Raw genomic sequence first — 19,218 nt, 5'->3', positions numbered from 1 at the left:
CGGCTGCCCGGGATCAGGAGTCGGAGACCAGGACGCCGCCGTTGGCGACGTCGGACTTCTCGATCTCGGTGAACACGATGCGGACCGCCTCGCGCTTGGCGCCGAGGATGGAGACCGCCGAGTCGGTGACGGCGGCGACGAACTCGCGGCGCTGGTCGAGGGTGCGGCCGGACAGCAGTTCGACGGTGATGTTGGGCATTCTGGGCGACTCCGTTCGTTGGGTGACGGGAAACGTTATCCGAAGGGCCGGCCGGGTCACCGGCCAGTGAGCTCCTCGAGCGGGATTCCGAATCCCGGGCGATCGGGCACGGTGAGTTCTCCGTCGCGCCACAGGTAGGCACTGGTGTCGGCCCCGACCGTCTGGCCGGGAACTCCTTCGACCGTGTTCACCCGGCCGAGCCCGGCCGCCAGCTGCGCGGCGTACAGGGTCTTGAGTGGCAGGCCCCAGGCGTGCGGGGAGGCATGAGCCCCCAGCTCGGCGACTTTCGGCATCACCGCTCGCCAGCTGGTCAGTCCGAAGGACACGACGTCCATCAGCAGGACGTCGATGTCACCGTTTCCGGTGATCTTGAGCAGGGTGTCGAGTTCGGGATTGCTTTCGCCCTCGGCGATCAGTGTCGTCGACCCGGTGTCGCTGAGATGCGCACGGAGCCGGGCGAGATCGGCCGCGTCGTCGAGGAACGGCTCCTCCACCCAGTACAGGCCGACATCGGCGACAGCCTCCAGGTACGCGATGAAGCCGTCGCAGTCGTAGCCGTCGTTGGCGTCGACCAGGATGCGGTGGTCGGGGTAGGCCTCCCGGACGGCGCGCGTGACCTCGATGTCCCTGGCATCCCCCGCGGCGCGTTCCATCCAGCGGTTGCCGCGGCCGATCTTCAGCTTGAACGCGCGGTACCCGGCCGCGTCGTCGGCCGCGCAGTCGGCCAGCACCGCCGGTACGCCGCGCGGGTCGTCGTCCGGGTCAAGGTCGGCGAAGTAGATCGCGCCGTCGTAGCAGCTGATCGTCCGCTGCCCCCGCGCGCCCAGGATCGCGTACACCGGCTGGTCCTCGATCTGCCCGACGAGATCGTGCAGCGCGAAGTCCAGCCCAACCAGCGCCTCGTCCCGTACGCCGGTCGCCGGGTCGATCAGGTCGAGCACGGACCGCCCGACGACCTGGTCCTCGGCGGGCAGGGCCCCGGCGACGAGCCCCCAGCCGGCCTTGCCGGTGTCGGTCCGCAGAATCACGATTTCCGCGTCGCCACCGCTGCCGTGACTGCCCAGCCGCGCGTTGCGGCCGACGGTCCGCGGGTACTGGCTGGTGATCGTCGATCTCTCGACGGCGGTGACGAAATGGCGGTCCAAGGACATGGGAACTCCCGTTCGGTGGTGAGGTGTGCGGTCGGACGGCACGGACCCTGACAGGGTCAGCCCTTCAGTCCGGATCGGGCGACGCCGGCGATCACGTAGCGCTGGACCAGCGCGAACGCGATCAGCACCGGGACGCTGGCCAGGGCTGCTCCCGCCATGATCGCGGGATAGTCGGTGGCGTACGCGCCCTTCAGCGTCGCGAGGCCGGCCGGCAGGGTGAGGTTCTCGGGGTTGAAGAGCACGTAGAGCGGCCAGAGGAAGTCGTTCCAGCTACCGAGCAGGCTGAGGATCGCCAGGGTAGCCAGTGGAGCTTTCGCCAGCGGCAGCACGATCCGGACGAAGATCTGGAACCGGTTGGCGCCGTCGATCAGCCCGGCTTCCTCCAGTTCGACCGGGATGGACACGAAGAACTGCCGCAGGAAGAAGACGCCGAAGGCACTGGCCGCGCCGGGCACGATCAGCGCCCACTTGCTGTCCAGCCAGCCCAGACTCTCGACGATCAGGTAGTTGGGCATGAGGAAGACGAAGCCGGGCACGAACAGGGTCGCCACGATCAGCGCGAAGATCGTGTTCTTGCCCCGGAACCGCATCCGGGCCAGCGGGTACGCCGCGGCCGCCGCGGTCACCAGAACCAGCACGGTGTGCGCCACGGCGACGACGACGCTGTTGAACAGCCAGCGCAGTACCGGCGCCTGGGCGTCGGCGAACAGCGAGGTGTAGCCCTCGGCCGAGAACTCCTCCGGGATCCACTGCGGCGGCAGCGCGGTCGCGCCCTCGGTGGTCTTGAACGACGTCGACAGCATCCACAGCAGCGGGGCGATGAAAATCACCGAGAGGATCAGCAGCAGGGCGTAGAGCAGCAGGTTCGCCGCCACCCCCTGGCCCGGCCGCCGGCCGGCGGTCACGATCGTGGCCATCGTCAATCCCCTTCTTTGCTACGGAAGAACACGAAGTTGGCCGCGCTGATGACGATCAGCAGGAGGGCGAGGAGGTAGCTCATCGCCGCGGCGCTCCCGATCCTGAACTGCTCCAGGCCGACCTGGGCGATGAACATGATCGCCGTCCGGGTCTCGTTGGACGGATTGCCGGCGGTCAGCAGGTAGGACTGCCCGAACATGTTGGCCGAGGCGAGGATGGTCATCGTGACGACGAAGAGCAGCACGGGACGCAATCCCGGCAACGTGACGTGGACGAACTCACGCCAGCGGCTCGCACCGTCGACCTTCGCCGCGTCGTACAGCGCGGTGTCGATGCCCTGCAGACCGGCCAGGTACACGACCGAGTTGAAGCCCATCGTCCACCAGACGGTGACGCCGACCAGTGAGATCCACACCCACGGCAAGGCGGTCAGCCAGGGAATCGCCTCGTCGAGTCCGACCTTGGACAGGTAGTAGTTGACCAGTCCGACGTTCGAGCTGAGCAGGAACTGCCACAGCAGTCCGATCACGCTGACGCCGAGCACGTACGGCGCGAAGTAGATCGCGCGGAACGCCGTTCGGCCGCGGAAGTTCCGGTTCAGCAGCATGGCCAGGCCCAGCGGCAGCACCACCAGCAGCGGCACCGAGAAGAGCACGAACTTGCCGGTGGCAAGCATGCTCTCCCAGAACTGCTCGGCCAACAGGTTGTCCGAGTCGAACAGGTTGAGGTAGTTCGTCAACCCGACCCAGGGTCGCGTGGGCAAGAAGAAGTCCCAGTTGTGCAGACTGATCCACAGACCGTAGACCGCCGGCGCGAGTACGAAGACGCCGAAGACGAGCAGGAACGGCGCCAGGAACAGGTACGGCGTGAACCGCCCTGGGCGCACGCCCGCGCCTCGAGGTACCTCAACGGTCCCGGGCGCGCGGCGCGAGCGCCGGTCGACCAGTGTTTCCGTGGCCATCACCGGCTCCCTTCGTACTTCTGCCGATTTTCCTGCAGCAACTCGCTCGCCTGGGCGACGGCGGCCTCCATCGCGCGCTCGGGACTGCTGTTCTGCAGCAGGACGTCGGAGACGGCCGGGTACAGGATCGTGAGCTGGACGTCGGCGATGCCCGGGATCAGGGGATAGAACTTGATGAAGTCGACACCGCGCGCGACCTTTGCCTGCGGCACCAGCTTCTGGAAGTCGCCGGACTGCTGCACCGAACGGCGCGCCGGGATCGGCCCGGCCTCGGCCCAGCCGGCCGCGTTGCGGGTCAGCCAGCTGATGAAGGCCACGGACGCGGCCACGCGGTCGGGGTCGAAGTCCTTCTGCCGGGCGATCACGAACTGGTGCGAGCCGGCGAAGGCTGCGCGCTGCGGACCGATCTTGGGCAGCGGCGCGACGCCCCAGTCCAGGTTTTTCACCTTGGACAGGTCGTTGATCAGGGCCCCTGGCCCACCCCACAGGAAGGCGTTCTTGTCGTTCTTGAAGGCGACGTTCGCATCGCCGCCGCTGGCGTTGCGCGGACTGAACCCCTGCTCCAGCAGCGACACCTGCCACTTGAGCGCGGCCGTCGCCTCCGCCGAGGTGAAGTACGCCGTCGTGCCGTCGGCGTCGTAGTGCGTGCCACCGTGCTGCCAGAGCAGGGAGTCGAACGGCCGGCCGACGCCTTGCGGGTCGACGGACGCCAGCCAGTGACCCGCGATGCCCTTGCTGCGCAGCGTTTCCAGCGCCGCCTGGTACGACGCGGCGTCCTGCGGCGGCTGGTCCGGGTCGAGCCCGGCCTTGGCCAGCACCCTGCGGTTGTAAAAGAGACTGTCCGGCCAGATGTCCAGCGGGATCGAGTAGCGGCGGTTCTGGTACACGCCGGACTGCCAGACCGTTGCCGGATACTCCTGCTCACTCAGGCCGACCGCGTCGACCAGACCGTCGACCGGCATGATCACTCCGCGGGCGGCGTTGGTCGCGACCTGGAAGTTGTGCATCAGTGCGAAGTCCGGCGCCAGCCCGCTCGCCACCGACGCCGGGAACTTCTGGTAGAAGTTCGACCACGGGATCGCGTACATCTGGATCGTCACGTTCGGGTTCAGATCCTGGAAGCGGGCCAGCAACTTGCGCATGAAAGGCCCGTCACCACCGGTCAGTCCGTTCCAGAACCGGAGCGTCACCGGCGGACCGTCGTACGCCCCTGTCACCGGCGGCAGCTCCATCGCCGCCGTCCCGGAGGCGGATCGGCCACACCCGGCAGACAGGCTCCCGAGTCCGACGCCGGCGCCGGCCACGCCGAGACCACGCAACAGCGATCTTCGCGACAGCACCTTGGCTGTTGATGACGACACGTCAGCGCCTCCAGTTCACCTGGCCGAGGGGATGTGTGCTGCTCGCGATGCCGCATTCGACGGCGGGACCGCGAACTCGATGCCCAGGACGCTAGAACAGCGAACTAGGGCGGTCAAGGCCTCGACGGCCCGATGTTCTGCTGGACGACACTTGGTTCCGCCTAACAGAACCAAACGGCGACTCGCCAATCCCCCTTTTTTTCTGGCAAATCCGCCGCCGACATCAGCAGCGATTGACAGGATGTTCCATCCAGTAGAACCTAGGTCTGTGAATACGCCGCAGCCGCCCCTCGACGTCCGCCACGCCACCCACCCCGCCCAGGTGCCCGGGTTCGACACCGCCGCGCTCCGCGCGCACTACCTGGTCGACGACCTGTTCACCCCGGACACGATCACCGCGGTGCTCACTCACCACGACCGGATCGTGCTCGCCGGCGCCCGCCCGGTCTCCGGCCCGCTCGCCCTGGGCACCTGGCCGGAGCTGCGCAGTGAGTACTTCCTCGAACGCCGCGAGGCCGGCATCGTCAACGTCGGCGGCCCCGGCACGGTGACCGTCGACGGCACCACGTTCGAGCTGACCACCGGCGCCTGCCTGTACGCCGGCCGCGGCGCGCGCGAGGTCGTCTTCGAGGGCGCCGACGCCGCGTTCTACCTGTTCAGCGCCGCCGCGCACACGTCGTACCCGACGACGCTCGTGCAGCCCGGCGAGGGCAACCGGCTCGAGCTCGGCGACCAGCAGACCGCGAACCGCCGCACCATCGACCAGTACATCCACGCGAACGGCGTCCAGAGCTGCCAGATCGTGCTCGGCGTCACCACCCTGCACCCGGGCAGCACGTGGAACACGATGCCCGCGCACACCCACGACCGGCGGACCGAGTGCTACCTGTACTTCGGCCTGCCCGAGACCGAGCGGATCGTCCACCTGCTCGGCGAGCCCGACGAGACCCGGCACCTGCTGGTCGCCGACCGCGAGGCGGTCATCTCGCCGAGCTGGTCGATCCACTCCGGCGCCGGCACCTCGTCGTACAGCTTCGTCTGGGCGATGGCCGGTGAGAACCAGGCGTTCACCGACATGGACGGCGTCGACGTGACGGAGTTGCGGTGACCTTCGACGCCTTCTCGCTGCGCGGCCGGACCGCGCTGGTGACCGGGGCCCGGCGCGGCATCGGCGCCGCGATCGCCGCCGGGTACGCCGCGGCCGGCGCCGACCTGATCCTGCTCGCCCGGGACGCGGCGGTCGAGGACACCCTCGAGGCGATCAAGCAGAACGGCGGCGAGGCGACCGTCGTCACCGCGGACTTCGCGGACCCCGACGCGGTCGAGGCGGTCGCCACCGACCTGGCGCGCGAACGCCGGGTCGACATCCTGGTCAACAACGCCGGCACCATCCGGCGGGCACCCGCGGCCGCGACGGCGACCGCCGACTGGCAGCACGTGATCGACGTGAACCTGAACTCCGCCTGGGCGGTGACCCGGCCGATCGGCGCCGCGATGGTCGAGCGGGGCGCGGGCAAGATCCTCACGATCGCCTCGCTGCTCAGCTTCCAGGGCGGGATCACCGTGCCCGCCTACACTGCCAGCAAGCACGCGGTCGCGGGACTGACGAAGGCGCTGGCCAACGAGTGGGGCTCGGCCGGCGTCCAGGTGAACGCGATCGCGCCGGGTTACATCAGTACCGACAACACCACCGACCTGCGCGCCGACCCGACGCGCGAGACGGCCATCCGGGACCGGATCCCGGCCGGTCGCTGGGGCCGGCCCGAAGACCTGGTCGGCGCCGCGGTTTTCCTCGCCTCGGCGGCGTCGGACTACGTGAACGGGCACGTGCTGGCCGTCGACGGCGGCTGGCTCGCGCGGTAGGCAGTACGGCGTACCGGTGCACTGACAGGGACGGACAGGACAGAGGTGACAGGATGAGCGACATGAGTTCGCCCTCGGCCATCGACAAGACGCTGATGGTGCTCGACGCCGTCCTCGAGCACTCCCGGTTCACCGACGTGGTGACGGCCACCGGCCTGGCCAAGTCGACCGTGCACCGGATCATGGCGTCGCTGGTCGAGCACGAGTTCGTCGCGCAGGCCGAGGACGGTTCGTACCACCCCGGCCCGAAGGCGCTGCGGCTGGCCGGCCACGCGCTCACCAACGTCGACCTGGCCACGGTCGCCCGGCCGGTGCTCGCCGACCTGGTCGCGCAAACGCGCTGCACGGTGCACGTCGGACTGCTGAACGGCGACGAGGCGATCTACGTCGCCCGGCTCGACGGCCCGAAGCCGTACCGGATGCCGTCGCGGGTCGGCAAAGCCTTCTGGTTGCACTGCACCGGCATCGGCAAGGCGCTGCTGGCCGAGAAGGACGACGAGGCACTCGACGCGCTGATTACCCGGACGGGACTGCCCGCCCGTACGCCGCTGACGCACACGACGGCGGCCGCGCTCAAGGCCGACCTGGCCCAGGTCAGGTCCCGCGGCTACGCGCTGGACGACGAGGAGAACGAGCCGGGCATCCGCTGCGTCGCGGCGGTCATTCACGACCACACCGGCGCGGCGATCGCGGCGGTGAGCATCTCGACGCTGTCGCTGGAGCAGTCCATCGCCCAGGTCGCGCTGATGGCCCCGGCCGCGATCGAGGCGGCGCGCAAGATCTCGGCGGCGCTGGGCTACCTGGAGCCTTCCAACTGAGCCGCCTTGCGGGCTGACGCCCAGCGGACCACGGGGACGAACAGCACACCGATCCCGGCGAACCAGACGCCGAGGATGATCCAGCCCGGCACACCCAGTCCGAGCGGCAGCAGCGCCAGCACGGTCGGCGCGACCATCGTGCTGATCGACATGCTGGTCCCCCACACGCCCTGGTACTGACCCTGCGCCTGATCCGATGCGAGATCGAAGCCCAGTAAGAACGAGCCGGACGACTGCAGCAGCTCACCGATCACCTGTACGAACGCACCGACCGCCAGCAGGCTGACGGCCACGACCGCGCCACCACCCGAGGCGCCCGCGAACAGCACCATCGATGCCAGCAGCAACCATCCCGCCGTACGGGTGGCGCGGGCGGCGGAGGCCGGGTCCTGGATGCCCCGGCTGGAACGAACCTGGAAGAGCGCGACGACGATCGTGTTGATGATCAGCAGCAGCGCGACGGTCCAGCGCGGCGCCTCGGTGTGCTCGACGACCCAGAGCGGGATCGCGATGTCGAGCACCGCGTAGTGGATCGACATCGCGGCATTGAGCGCGGAGACGGTGAGGTAGCCGCGGTCGCGCAACGCGATCCAGACCGGCCCGTCGGCGCTCTTCGGCTGCGGCGCGACTCGGGGGATGGCGAGAATGATGAACGCCGACGCGCAGGTCAGGATCGAGTCGACGACAAACATCAGCTGGTACGCCGTCCGCGTGTCGAAATGCAGCGCGAGCGCGCCGATCGCGGCGCCGGCCATGATGCCGATGTTCGTGACGGCGCGCAGGTAGGCGCGGGCGGCGACCCGGCCGACGGAGCCTTGGGTGACGGCGGCGATCAACGCGGACCGGACCGCGCCGGCGCCTCGATCGAGCACGGTGACGACGATCGCGACCACGAGGAACTGCCAGAAGGTGTCGACCAGAAGGTAGAGCAGCGACAGGACAGCGACCGAGCTGCCCAGGACGACGAACAACCCCCGTGGACCGCGCCGGTCGGCCAGGTGCCCGAGCGGCACGGCCGACAGCAGGCCGAACAGACCGGCGATGGTCAGCCCGAGCCCGACCTCCGCGATCGAGAGGCCGACGATGCGGGTGAAGTAGAGCACGCTGACCGTCATCAGCAGACCGTTGCCGACGCGGCTGAGCAGCGTCGCGAGCGCCAACGGCCTCAACGGGCCAGGTGTTGGGATGACGCCCTTCACCGGGCGGGGCGTGCTGCGATGCGTTGAGCAGCCTCGCGCAGCTCCTCCATCACGTCGATGCCGGAGTCGAGCATCGTCTGCATCTTCGGCCCGTCCTGCGCCTCGAACATCACCCCGGCAGTGACCTCGTGCTCCGGCCGGCTCACCACCGTGATCGGATCACCCGCGGCGATCGTGCCCGTCTTGCGCACCTTGAAGTAGACCCCCGGCCGCCCGGCCTGATGGAACCGCTTCACCCAGCCCGGGATCCCCATCCGGTGCTGAAAGGTGATGCACGGAATCCGCGGCGCCCGGACCTCGACCTCCACCTCGTCCCCGATCCGCCAGACTTCACCCAGCAGGGAATTGGTCAGATCGATCCCCTCGGTCCGCAGGTTCTCCCCGAACAGCCCCGACGGGATCTCGCGCCCCAACTGCTCACTCCACCAGCGCGCATCCTCCTCGGCGTACGCGTAGACGGCCTGGTCCGGTCCCCCGTGGTTCGCGGTGTCACACACCGAGTCCCCGGCGAGCCCCCACTCCCCCACCGCCACCCGCCCCACCTGCGGCCGCTTGTCGATCGCCGTCCACCCGGTCTCCTTCGGACCGGGAATCAGCTCTTCCACCACGTTCACCGTCAGCAGCCGCATACCTGCATCCTCTCCCGCCCGGCCCGCACGGCTCCACCGAGTTTCCACCCGGACGCCCACCACTGACCAACCCTTCAGAACCGCCGTCCCGACAGCGGTCTCAGGCGGGGCAAGCTCCGACTCACCGAGGTTGGTCAGTGCTGGGCGTCCGCCGTGCGGCGGGTGGGACTAGTCCTGGATCGCTTTCACGATCGCGATGTTGCGGGTCAGCCAGTCCTGCGGCAGGGACTCGTCGGTGCCGGCGTCCTTGAGGGTCCACAGGACGTTGAGCATCTGGCGGACGATCACCCAGTCGCGGGTGCGGTCCTCGTCCAGTTCGGCGGCGTCGATCGCGGCGTAGAAGCGGGAGCGGACCCGGAACCGGATGTCACCGGAGGCGACGACCTCGTCCCAGCGGTTCCAGAGCAGCGGGGCGACCTCGTAGCAGGGGTCGCCGGACAGCGGCTTGGGGTCGATCACCAGCCAGGGTTCGCGGTCGCCGGCGAGCATGTTCTCGTAGTGCAGGTCGGTGTGGATCAGGCGCCCGTCGGTGGCGGGATCGGCGGCGAAGTCCGACGCGAGCGAGATCGCCTGCTCGACGTACCGGTGCGGGACCGGCGCCGACGCGGGCAGGGCGCGGAAGTCCTCGATCCATCGCTCCAGCTCACCGGAGAGCGTCCGGTACTGCGGTCCGGCGGCGACATGCAGCTTCGAGTACGCCGTACCGACGATCTCGCAGGCTTCCCGGTCGTCGACCCCGGTCAGGTCACGGGCTGACAGCCGCTCGAGCAGCATCGCGAACCGCCGCGGGTCAGCCCGCAGCAACCGCACCGCTCCACGCCCGCCCCACGCCTGCAGGGCAAGATGCTCGGTCTCGGCCTCCCAGTGCGGGAACTGCACCTTCAGCACCGCCGCTTCGCCGGCCCGGGTCAGCACCGGTACGACGACCGCGCAGTTCCCGTACGCCGACGAGCCGTCGACGGTGAGCTCCCACTCGCCCAGCAGGTCCTGGACCAGCCGCGGCAGCCGGTCGAGCCAGGCGGCCCAGTCCGGCCCGCGCGACCCGACGACCAGCAGGCCGTCGGGGATCTCGACCGCCGGCACCTACTTCTTGGCCTTCTCGGAGGGCTCGTTCGTCTTCAGCGCGGCGATGAAGGCTTCCTGCGGGACCTCGACCCGGCCGACCATCTTCATCCGCTTCTTGCCCTCCTTCTGCTTCTCCAGCAGTTTGCGCTTCCGGGTGATGTCACCGCCGTAGCACTTGGCGAGCACGTCCTTGCGGATCGCCCGGATCGACTCCCGGGCGATGATCCGGGACCCGATCGCGGCCTGGATCGGCACCTCGAACTGCTGGCGCGGAATCAGCTCCTTGAGCTTGCCGGCCAGCGCGACACCGTAGGCGTAGGCGTTGTCGCGGTGCACGATCGCGGAGAACGCGTCGACGGTCTCGCCCTGCAACAGGATGTCGACCTTGACCAGCGCCGCGGCCTGTTCGCCGGTCGGCTCGTAGTCCAGCGAGGCGTAACCCTTGGTCTTGGACTTCAGCTGGTCGAAGAAGTCGAACACGATCTCGGCCAGCGGCAGCGTGTAGCGCAGCTCGACGCGATCCTCGGACAGGTACTCCATGCCGAGCAGGTTGCCCCGCTTGGTCTGGCACAGGTCCATGATCACGCCGATGAAGTCCTTGGGGCTGAGGATCGTCGCCCGCACCACCGGCTCGTAGATGTCCGCGATCTTGCCGTCGGGGAACTCGCTCGGGTTGGTGACGACGTGCTCCTTGCCGTCCTCCATGTCGACCCGGTAGACCACGTTCGGCGCGGTGGAGATCAGGTCCAGGTCGAACTCGCGCTCGAGCCGCTCGCGAACGATCTCCATGTGCAGCAGGCCGAGGAAGCCGCAGCGGAAACCGAAGCCGAGCGCACCCGAGCTCTCCGGCTCGTACTGCAGGGCGGCGTCGTTGAGCTGCAGCCGCTCGAGCGCGTCGCGCAGCGTTGGGTAGTCGTCGCCGTCGATCGGGAACAGCCCGGAGTACACCATCGGCTGCGGGTGCTTGTAGCCGCCCAGCGCCTCGGTCGCGCCGCGCACGCTGGAAGTGACGGTGTCACCGACCCGGGACTGGCGCACGTCCTTCACGCCGGTGATCAGGTAGCCGACCTCGCCGACGCCGATGCTCGGCGACTTCATCGGCTCCGGGGAGATCACGCCGACCTCGAGCATCTCGTGCACCGCGCCGGTGGACATCATCTTGATCTTGTCGCGGTGGGTCAGCTCGCCGTCGACCACCCGGACGTAGGTGACCACGCCGCGGTAGGTGTCGTAGACGGAGTCGAAGATCAGCGCCCGCGGCGGGGCGTCCTTGACGCCCTTCGGCGGCTCGACCTGCGCGACGATCTCGCTGAGCAGGTCCTCGACGCCCTCACCGGTCTTGGCCGAGACCCGGAGCACGTCGGACTCCTTGCAGCCGATGATGTGCGCCAGCTCGGCGGCGTACTTCTCCGGCATCGCACCGGGCAGGTCGATCTTGTTCAGCACCGGGATGATGTGCAGGTCCGCGTTCAGCGCGAGGTAGAGGTTGGCCAGCGTCTGGGCCTCGATCCCCTGCGCGGCGTCGACCAGCAGGACCGCACCCTCGCACGCCTCCAGCGACCGCGACACCTCGTAGGTGAAGTCCACGTGGCCCGGGGTGTCGATCATGTTCAGGATGTACGTCGTACCGTCGGGTGCGAGCAGGCCGCCCGGGGTGTCCGGCTTCGGCGCGAACGGCAGCCGGACCGCCTGCGACTTGATCGTGATGCCGCGCTCGCGCTCGATGTCCATCCGGTCCAGGTACTGGGCCCGCATCGAGCGGTCGTCGACCACCCCGGTGATCTGCAGCATCCGGTCGGCCAGCGTCGACTTGCCGTGGTCGATGTGGGCGATGATGCAGAAGTTCCGGATCAGCGACGGGTCGGTACGACCCGGCTGGGGAACGGTCGTGGGTCCAACGGGCACGGAGGGATCCAGTTCGTCTGAGGGTGGTGACAGGACAACTGCTCCATCTTCCCATGACACGCCAGCCGTTTGCGCATTCGTGCGTCCGGGCGGTGGAAAACCGAGCGCGAGCGGGGCGGCTGCCGTCTACGCTCTTGCCGTATGGCACACGCGGTGGTGGAACGGTTGCCGTACGAGAGCGCGCCCGCGCGCGTTCGAGCCTGGGTGGAGCGCGCGCTGGGGTCGTCGGTGGTCTCGGCGGCCACGCAGAGCGGAGGCTTCTCGCCCGGCGTCGCGGCGCGGCTGATGACCGCCTCGGGGCGGCGGGGCTTCGTGAAGGCCGTCGGGCCGGAGCTCAACCCGGACACGCCCAACCTGATCCGCAAGGAGATCGTCGCCATGCAGGCGGTCGGGCCGATGCCGCACATCCCCGGCCTGCTCGGCGTGTACGACGACGGCAGCTGGGTCGGCATCCTGCTCGAGGACATCGCCGGCTACATCCCGCCCCACCCCTGGCACCAGTACGACGCCACGCGCGTCCTCGACGCACTCGCCGAGCTGAGCGAGTCGCTCGACCCGTCGCCGTGGCCGGACGCACCGGTCGCCGCCGAGCGCAGCGAGCGCTTCTTGAGCCGGTGGGACCTGCTGATCGCCGACGGCGTCGCCGTACCGGACTGGGCCGTCGGCCGCGAGCAGGAGCTCGCCGAACTGGCCCGCACCGGGCTGAAGGAGCTGGCGAAGGGCACTGCCCTCGTGCACTGGGACCTGCGCGCCGACAACCTCCTGCTCACCGAGGACCGGGTGGTGTTCATCGACTGGGCGCATGCCTCGATCGCACCCGTGTGGACCGACACGGTGATCCTCTGCGCCGACATGTACGGCTCGGTGGAGCTGCCGGCACTTCCTGACGCGCCCGGTGTCAACGGTCTGATCTCGGCGATCGCCGGCGGACTGCTGTGGGGCAGCACCCAGGCTCCCGAGCCCAGCATCCCGACCATGCGGGCCTGGCAGCGCCAGACCGCGCTGGTCCACTTCGACTGGCTGCGCGAACGTCTCGGCTGATGCGGCGCCTCGACCGATGCAGCGTTTTGCGGTGCCGGGCGTCTTCAGGGTGTGACTGAACCCTTGGCGAGTATCGGCACCGCCGTACCGGTGCCCGACGACACACCGGCGGCGGTGACCCGGCTGTACCGGGAGCACTGGGTCGGTCTGGTCCGGCTGGCGGTGCTGATGGTCGACGACCGCCAGCAGGCCGAGGACCTGGTCCAGGAGGCGTTCGCCGAGCTGTACCGCCGGTGGCCGCTCGACGACTCCGGCAAAGCCCTGGCGTATCTCCGGACGACAGTGCTCAACCGCAGCCGCTCGGCACTCCGCCGGCGGCGCGTCGCCCGTCTCTACACCCCACCGGCCGACCGGCCCGGCGCATCGGCCGAGAGCGAGGTCGTGCTCGGCGAGGAACGGCTGGAGGTGCAGCGAGCCTTGAGCACGCTCCCCCGGCGTACTCGCGAGGTCCTGGTCCTGCGCTACTACCTCGATCTCTCGCACGGCGAGATCGCCCAGACCCTCGGGATCAGTGAGTCGACCGCACGCGCCACCGCGTCGCGAGGCCTCGCGATCCTCACCGAGCAGCTGAAGGAATCCCGATGACCGACACCGAGTCGCGCCTGCGCGACTACCTGCAGGCCAAGGCCGCCACAATCCCTGACGACGCCGAAGCCCCCGGGCTGGAGACGCCTCGCGGGCGCTCCCGCGTCTGGACCCCACTTCTCGCCGCGGCGGCCGTCGCCGTACTGATCGCGTCGGCGGCGCTCGTGGCGCACCTGCACAATCCCCCGGTCGCGCCGGATCCGCAGCCGCCGGGTCTGAGGGTCCCGTACGTGCTGACGGCGCTGGACCAGCAACGCGAACTGCACGACGGCGACCAGGTCGTCGAACTGAATGAGAACGTGGCCGAGGTGGTCGGACGGGTCTCCGGCGGCTGGCTGATCCACTTCAACACCGCGACAAGCGCCCAGCTCGGCGTTCTGGCTGCCGACGGCACCGTGCGTCCGGTCGGCCCCGAGGGAGTCACCCGACCCGTGCTGTCCCCCGACCACACCCAAGTCGCCGTGGTCCAGGGGATCAAACAGGTGCAGGTGTACGACGTGGCGTCGGGCCGGCTGATCACCGAGCGGACGTTGCCGTACGAGGCGCGCCTGCACGAAACGAATCTGCACGGCTGGAACCAGGCCGGGATCTGGGCGTCGAAAGCCGACCGCGATCAGCGGATCAGCCAACTCCTGGTCTGGCAGCCGACGACCGGGCGACTGACGCCGGTGACGCCGCCGAAGTCTGTCGACGCGATCGACGTCGCTCCACAGTCCAGCGCGATCCCGTTCGCCACCACCGTCGGCAAGCAGCGCTGCCTCACCTCAGCGCACCTGTCCGAAGGTCGGCTCATCCCCGGCAGCCCCTTCTGCTCGCCGGACGCAACGAACCCGGTGGTGTCACCGGACGGTGCAACGCTCGCCGTGGGCGACGCTGTGGTGGATATCCGGACAGGCAAGCGAACCCCGCTGCAGCTGGCCGCGGCACACATCTCCGAGCTCCCGACCTTCGAGGACGCCGACCATGTCCTGGTCGTCCAAGCGCTCCGCGAAGACGGCCGGCCGGCATCGCCGATGGTTTCCGACGGAACGCCGGCCGAAGAACTGCCGCATGCCACGGTCTTCCGGTGCGCGGTGGGGTCCGGGGCCTGCGAGAAGGTTCTCGTGGCCCCGGACCTCAAGCAGATCGAACTGATCGAGCCCTAGGCGTCGACGCGAACCACCGTCGAGCCCGAGCCGTCGCCTCCGTCGGTGTAGGACAGCAGGCCGAGGTAGCGCGTCCCGGCGGTCAGGCCGGACCAGGAAGCGGTGACGCTGGTCTGGCCGGCCGCCTGGACGCCCTGGCTGGCAGGAGTCGTCGTGAGGTTGCCTGCCGGGGTCTGCAGCTCCCAGTGGTTCAGCTTGACCTTCTGCTCGGCAGCACCGGCGAAGAGATCGACGTACACGTCGTACGAGCCACCGGCCGGAGCAGGCAGGTTCACCTCTTCCTCGGCCGAGCCACCGGTGCTGCTGCCGAGCACAGCCGTCGTACCGGCCTTGTAGACGAACACGTCGACGTCGGTGCCCGCCGGGTAGTCCGCGTCGAAGGTGGAGAACCGGGCGTACTTCGTCCCGGCCGGCACGGTCACGGTGTACTTGGCGACGTGCTCGTTGGCCGCCGGGTTCGCCGTCGGGAACGAGACGCCGCCCGGGTTCTTCAGCGTCGCCTCGTCGACACCCGTTGCGGCCAGGCCGACCGCGGAGGTCTGCAGCGTGCCGGTGTACCCGGAGGTGATCGGGACCGGGACGGAGCCGGTCGTGCCCGTGCCGCTGACCTCGACCGGCGCCTTCACGGTCAGCGGCCGGATCGCGAGCGTGCTGCTCACCACGTGCCGCGACGAGCGCAGGTTGAGCTTGCCGAACGAGTACTGCCCCAGCGGCGCACCGTTGTGCTCGAAGGTCACCTGGTACGACGCGCTGGCGCCGGGCAGCACGACCAGCAGCTTCGGCGTCACGGTGACCTTGAAGCCGGTCAGCCCCTCCACCTTCGGGAAGTAGACCTCGGGCAGCTTGCCGACGTTGCGCACGGTCCGCTTGACGGTCTGCTTGCCGGCCAGGTCGCCGATCGCGATCGTCGGGTAGTTCAGGTCGCTCGGGTCGATCTTGCCCTTGGCGCACAGCTCGTGCGTCGCGCCGACCTGCCCGGACCCGCAGACGAACCGCGCCCAGTCGTCGTACGACGAGTCGTAGACCAGGCCGGGGTCCATCGCGTTCTTCGGCTGCATCAGCCCGGCGCCGTACCCGAACGGGTTGCCCGGCGAGCCGGAGTCGTTCTGGATCGGCTTGCCCGCGGCGTCCAGCGACGTCGCGGTGGTCAGCAGCGCCGACTTGATCGCCATCGGGGACCAGGTCGGGTAGCGGCTCTTCAGCACGGCGGCGGCGCCGGCGATGTGCGGCGCGGCCATCGACGTACCGCTCATGAAGGCGTACTCGCCACCGCCCGCCGCGAGCTCCGACGTCGCGGCCAGCACGTTCGTGCCGGGCGCCATCACGTCCGGCTTGAGCAAGTCGCCGTTGCCGGCGAGCGACGGCCCGCGGCTCGAGGAGCTCGCGACCTTCGGCGCGTTCACCCGGACAGTCTGGGCCGCGGCGATCGTGGCCGTGGGGTTCGCGGTCGCGCCGACGTACGCCTTGACCTCCGGGCCGGCGACGTGGTCCAGGTGAACCGTCGGCACCGAGTGCAGGTCCGAGTCGAGCGTGTTCGCGGTGGGGTTGACCAGGATCATGCCGACGCCACCGGCGGCCTTGACCTGCCGGCTCTTGTCGATCCGGTCGCTGACCCCGCGGTCGCAAACCACGATCTTGCCGGTCGCCTTGGCCGGGTCGAGCGTGCCGGGCATGCAGCGCGCCAGGTTGGCCTGGTCGGCACCAGCCAGGCCGGCGTCCTTGGCCAGCACGACCGGCGCCTGCGGCGTACCGGCACCGATGCCCGCACCGGTGTAGGACTGGCCGTTGCCGAGCGTCACCGTGGTCTGGACGTCGCGGTCGTGCGTGCCGTTGGCAACGGTCGTCACCCACGGGTAGTTCTTGCCGACCGTGCTGACCCCCGGGCCGGTGTTGCCCGCGCTGGTCGAGACGAACACGCCGGCCTTCGCGGCCCGCAGGAACGCCAGCCCGGTCGCGTTGACGAACGTCGAGCCGGAGCCGGAGATCGAGTAGTTGATCACGTCGACGCCGTCGGAGACCGCCGCGTCGATGGCAGCCACGATGTCGGCGTCGGTACCGGAGCCGCCCCCGGACGGGTCAGGGGCCCAGAGCACCTTGTAGATCGCCAGCCGCGCCTGTGGGGCGATGCCCGAGCCCTTGCCGTAGTCGCGGCCGAGCACGGACATGTCGACGCCGTAGTTGCCGGCCGCCGTACTGGCCGTGTGGGTGCCGTGGCCGCCGTAGTCCCGCGGCGAGTGGTACTCGGCGGGGATCGGGTTGCCGCTGACGCCGGCGTCGAAGTAGCGGGCGCCGATCACCTTGTTGTTGCACTTCACCGGCGCCTCGGTGCCGGCCTGGCAGATGCCCTTCCACTTCTTCTTGATCAGCGCATCCGACGCCTTGGTGGTCTTGATCGGCGCGAAGCTGGGCCGCTCGGGCGTGAAGCCGGAGTCGATCACGCCGACGATCACGCCGTCGCCGGCCTTGTCGACGCCACCGGCCTGCTGCCAGGCGCCGCCCTTGCCGGACAGACCGAGGTACCGCGGGGTGTCGACGGTGTCCGCGTGCTGCATCCCGCTCGGCTCGACGCTCTTCACGCCGGAGGACTTGGCCAGCTTGACCGCGTCGTCGTGCGACATCCGCGCCGAGAACCCGGCGTAGGTGTAGTTGTAGTCGTACAGCTTCTGTACGCCCGGCACCTGACCGAGCACCTCGGTCCGCTCCCGCGCCAGGTGCTGCACGTAGCCGACCACCTGGGTCGCCTCACGCAGCAGCCTGCCGCCGGGCAGCACCCGGGTCGCGGCCAAGCCGGCGATGTCACCGTCGTACTCGGTGACCGGGGCGTCGTCCAGCTGGACGATGTACGCGCCGGTCTCGGACTCCTTGACCAGCGGTGCGGCCTGGGTCGCGGTCGGGGTGGACGCCGTCGCGTGGTTCACGACGGTGGCGACCAGGGCGGTCGCGCTGAAGGCAGCGACGGTGAGTACCGCCAGACGCCGACGGGCAGGAGCTGGCACGGAGTTCCTCCAGAGCTGGACGGAGCTGGCTGGTCGGCACGCGCGACATCGGTTCACGGAACACCTTCTCGCGCGCCGCCGGTAACGCCGTCCCCAACGGCGTCACGAGGGCCCCGAGTATGCCGGTGCCCCGCCCTGATGTCACGCTCGGTCCGTACCGTGTCACCAGGCGCCGGTACGCCGTACGCGGGGTCGCGCGCGCGGTTTTCCCCGTCGTTCCGGGGTGTAGCGGCGCTGCCGTGACTGCTCGGTTTGGTCAAGCCTCGGGGTTGTTGCTAATCTGTCTCTTCGCGTGTGTGCGTCGGTTCTGCCGTCCTGCACCCGCCACCTTTCCTGTACTGACCGCAAACTCCTGATCGAGGCTCTGCTCCGTGGCGAACATCAAGTCCCAGATCAAGCGCAACCGCCAGAACGAGGCTGCGCGGCTTCGCAACAAGTCGGTGAAGTCGACCCTCAAGACGGCTGTTCGCCGCTTCCGCGAGGCTGCCGACGCCGGCGACGCCGCGAAGGCGCAGGAGGAGGCCCGCGTGGCCGCCCGCCTGCTCGACAAGGCCGCCAGCAAGGGCGTCATCCACGCCAACCAGGCTGCGAACCGCAAGTCGTCCATCTTCAAGAAGGCCGCCGCGCTCTGATCGCACCCGACGATCGGCCCTCCACCCAGTGGACCGGGCCGATCGTTTTTGCGTGCCTGGAACCGGGCTGAGACTCTCGGTTCGTCGCCGGTTTCAGCTCTTGGCCGACAGTCGCGCGGTGGGCCCGTCGACCTCGATCCGCTGTGACGACATCAGCGTTGCCAGCCGCTCCTGGAGCTGCTCGGGGTCCGGTTGGTCGGTGAACTCGTCGGACTCGACTTCGGTTCTGTGCAGTCCCGGCCGGCCGAGATCGATGTGAGCCGCGGGCGCGTCGTCGGGCCGCGCGATGACGGCCACGATGTTGCCGCGTTCGTCGTGGTATGCCGTGAGCTTCATGAATCTGCCCCCTCAGTGGCCGTCAGGCCCAGGCGTGATGACGGCTACGGTGACGGTGAACGCCTCGATCGGCGTCGAGCCGATGTTCGTGACGTAGGCGCCGACGTACCACTCGGTGAACGACAGTCCGCTCGACGGAGGTCCGAGCGCGCCCTGGATCGACCAGGATTCGAGATCGGAGATCCTCATGGTTGCCTGACCCAGCAGTCCGACCCGCATCGGGTGCGGCGTCAGGATCACGGCGGTGTTCCTGAACGCATCCGACGGGCCGAAGCTGATCCCTCTGGTCGCACCGGGCTGCAACACCGCTGATTCGAAAGGGCTGCCGAACGAGTAGAGCCCCACCACACCGACCGTCGCCATGATTCCCCCCATGCGTCGCGCTCATTTCGCACGCTAGACCTACGGCTCTTC

At 69.2% G+C, this 19,218-nt stretch carries 19 protein-coding genes; 7 read left to right on the top strand and 12 right to left on the bottom strand.

Annotation, left to right across the window (positions count from 1 at the left end):
- Nucleotides 1–13: 13 nt before the first annotated feature.
- The 5 genes from BWI15_RS04945 to BWI15_RS04925 all read right to left on the bottom strand — a co-directional run bounded on the left by BWI15_RS04945 (nucleotide 14) and on the right by BWI15_RS04925 (nucleotide 4,590).
- Nucleotides 14–199: a tautomerase family protein gene (locus BWI15_RS04945; RefSeq protein WP_077013085.1), complete on the bottom strand. Its 186-nt coding sequence runs from the start codon at nucleotides 197–199 to the stop codon at nucleotides 14–16.
- A 56-nt stretch (nucleotides 200–255) separates the two neighbouring features.
- On the bottom strand, nucleotides 256–1,350 hold the full coding sequence (locus BWI15_RS04940) for a mandelate racemase/muconate lactonizing enzyme family protein (RefSeq protein WP_077013084.1): 1,095 nt from the start codon (nucleotides 1,348–1,350) through the stop codon (nucleotides 256–258).
- A gap of 56 nt (nucleotides 1,351–1,406) precedes the next feature.
- Nucleotides 1,407–2,267, bottom strand: a complete 861-nt coding sequence (locus BWI15_RS04935) for a carbohydrate ABC transporter permease (protein ID WP_193432133.1) — start codon at nucleotides 2,265–2,267, stop codon at nucleotides 1,407–1,409.
- Nucleotides 2,268–2,269: 2 nt separating this feature from the next.
- The gene (locus BWI15_RS04930) at nucleotides 2,270–3,154 is read right to left on the bottom strand and encodes a carbohydrate ABC transporter permease (RefSeq protein ID WP_237771129.1); all 885 of its coding nucleotides are present in this window, start codon (nucleotides 3,152–3,154) and stop codon (nucleotides 2,270–2,272) included.
- Between the two features lie 74 nt (nucleotides 3,155–3,228).
- Nucleotides 3,229–4,590 (bottom strand): ABC transporter substrate-binding protein, encoded by a 1,362-nt coding sequence (locus BWI15_RS04925; RefSeq protein WP_077013082.1) that lies wholly within the window; start codon nucleotides 4,588–4,590, stop codon nucleotides 3,229–3,231.
- A gap of 268 nt (nucleotides 4,591–4,858) precedes the next feature.
- On the opposite strand from BWI15_RS04925, the gene kduI reads away from it, so the two are divergent.
- From kduI to BWI15_RS04910, 3 genes are all read left to right on the top strand, one after another.
- A complete protein-coding gene (kduI, locus tag BWI15_RS04920) occupies nucleotides 4,859–5,698 on the top strand; it encodes a 5-dehydro-4-deoxy-D-glucuronate isomerase (protein ID WP_083750562.1) in 840 nt (279 codons plus the stop codon).
- Nucleotides 5,695–6,453, top strand: coding sequence for an SDR family oxidoreductase (locus BWI15_RS04915; protein WP_077013080.1), 759 nt, complete (start codon nucleotides 5,695–5,697; stop codon nucleotides 6,451–6,453). Before kduI ends, BWI15_RS04915 begins: the two co-directional genes overlap by 4 nt.
- 62 nt (nucleotides 6,454–6,515) lie before the next feature.
- On the top strand, nucleotides 6,516–7,271 hold the full coding sequence (locus BWI15_RS04910; protein WP_077013079.1) for an IclR family transcriptional regulator: 756 nt from the start codon (nucleotides 6,516–6,518) through the stop codon (nucleotides 7,269–7,271).
- On the opposite strand, the gene BWI15_RS04905 is transcribed toward BWI15_RS04910, so the two are convergent.
- The 4 genes from BWI15_RS04905 to lepA form a co-directional block, all read right to left on the bottom strand.
- Entirely contained in the window at nucleotides 7,250–8,440 is a 1,191-nt protein-coding gene (locus tag BWI15_RS04905) for an MFS transporter (RefSeq protein ID WP_143465405.1), read from the bottom strand. The two genes, BWI15_RS04910 and BWI15_RS04905, sit on opposite strands and share 22 nt — an antisense overlap.
- Before the next feature lie 26 nt (nucleotides 8,441–8,466).
- Nucleotides 8,467–9,099 carry an MOSC domain-containing protein gene (locus tag BWI15_RS04900; RefSeq protein WP_077013077.1) on the bottom strand — a complete coding sequence of 211 codons (633 nt, stop codon included), beginning with the start codon at nucleotides 9,097–9,099 and terminating at the stop codon, nucleotides 8,467–8,469.
- 168 nt (nucleotides 9,100–9,267) lie between these two features.
- Entirely contained in the window at nucleotides 9,268–10,182 is a 915-nt protein-coding gene (locus BWI15_RS04895; protein ID WP_077013076.1) for an aminoglycoside phosphotransferase family protein, read from the bottom strand.
- Nucleotides 10,183–12,069: a translation elongation factor 4 gene (gene lepA / locus BWI15_RS04890; protein ID WP_077013075.1), complete on the bottom strand. Its 1,887-nt coding sequence runs from the start codon at nucleotides 12,067–12,069 to the stop codon at nucleotides 10,183–10,185. It abuts the gene before it with no gap.
- Between the two features lie 141 nt (nucleotides 12,070–12,210).
- Between lepA and BWI15_RS04885 the strand changes: the two genes are divergently transcribed.
- The 3 genes from BWI15_RS04885 to BWI15_RS04875 are packed head-to-tail and all read left to right on the top strand — an operon-like array spanning nucleotide 12,211 to nucleotide 14,840.
- Nucleotides 12,211–13,110, top strand: a complete 900-nt coding sequence (locus tag BWI15_RS04885) for a phosphotransferase family protein (RefSeq protein WP_077013074.1) — start codon at nucleotides 12,211–12,213, stop codon at nucleotides 13,108–13,110.
- 51 nt (nucleotides 13,111–13,161) lie between these two features.
- Complete coding sequence (locus tag BWI15_RS04880) at nucleotides 13,162–13,695, top strand: RNA polymerase sigma factor (RefSeq protein ID WP_143465404.1); 534 nt, start codon at nucleotides 13,162–13,164, stop codon at nucleotides 13,693–13,695.
- The gene (locus BWI15_RS04875) at nucleotides 13,692–14,840 is read left to right on the top strand and encodes a hypothetical protein (RefSeq protein WP_077013072.1); all 1,149 of its coding nucleotides are present in this window, start codon (nucleotides 13,692–13,694) and stop codon (nucleotides 14,838–14,840) included. Before BWI15_RS04880 ends, BWI15_RS04875 begins: the two co-directional genes overlap by 4 nt.
- Here BWI15_RS04875 and BWI15_RS04870 read toward each other — a convergent pair.
- Nucleotides 14,837–17,836: a S8 family serine peptidase gene (locus tag BWI15_RS04870; RefSeq protein ID WP_077013071.1), complete on the bottom strand. Its 3,000-nt coding sequence runs from the start codon at nucleotides 17,834–17,836 to the stop codon at nucleotides 14,837–14,839. The two genes, BWI15_RS04875 and BWI15_RS04870, sit on opposite strands and share 4 nt — an antisense overlap.
- 371 nt (nucleotides 17,837–18,207) lie before the next feature.
- Between BWI15_RS04870 and rpsT the strand changes: the two genes are divergently transcribed.
- Nucleotides 18,208–18,468, top strand: coding sequence for a 30S ribosomal protein S20 (gene rpsT, locus BWI15_RS04865; RefSeq protein ID WP_077013070.1), 261 nt, complete (start codon nucleotides 18,208–18,210; stop codon nucleotides 18,466–18,468).
- A gap of 93 nt (nucleotides 18,469–18,561) precedes the next feature.
- Here the strand turns inward: rpsT and BWI15_RS04860 are convergent, their stop codons facing one another.
- Together BWI15_RS04860 and BWI15_RS04855 are read right to left on the bottom strand one after the other, a co-directional pair.
- A complete protein-coding gene (locus BWI15_RS04860; protein WP_077013069.1) occupies nucleotides 18,562–18,804 on the bottom strand; it encodes a hypothetical protein in 243 nt (80 codons plus the stop codon).
- Nucleotides 18,805–18,816: 12 nt separating this feature from the next.
- Nucleotides 18,817–19,179 carry a hypothetical protein gene (locus BWI15_RS04855; protein ID WP_143465403.1) on the bottom strand — a complete coding sequence of 121 codons (363 nt, stop codon included), beginning with the start codon at nucleotides 19,177–19,179 and terminating at the stop codon, nucleotides 18,817–18,819.
- Nucleotides 19,180–19,218 lie beyond the last annotated feature (39 nt).

The organism is Kribbella sp. ALI-6-A, assembly GCF_001984195.1.
GTDB lineage: Bacteria > Actinomycetota > Actinomycetes > Propionibacteriales > Kribbellaceae > Kribbella.
This window is presented reverse-complemented; position numbering and strand designations above follow the sequence as displayed.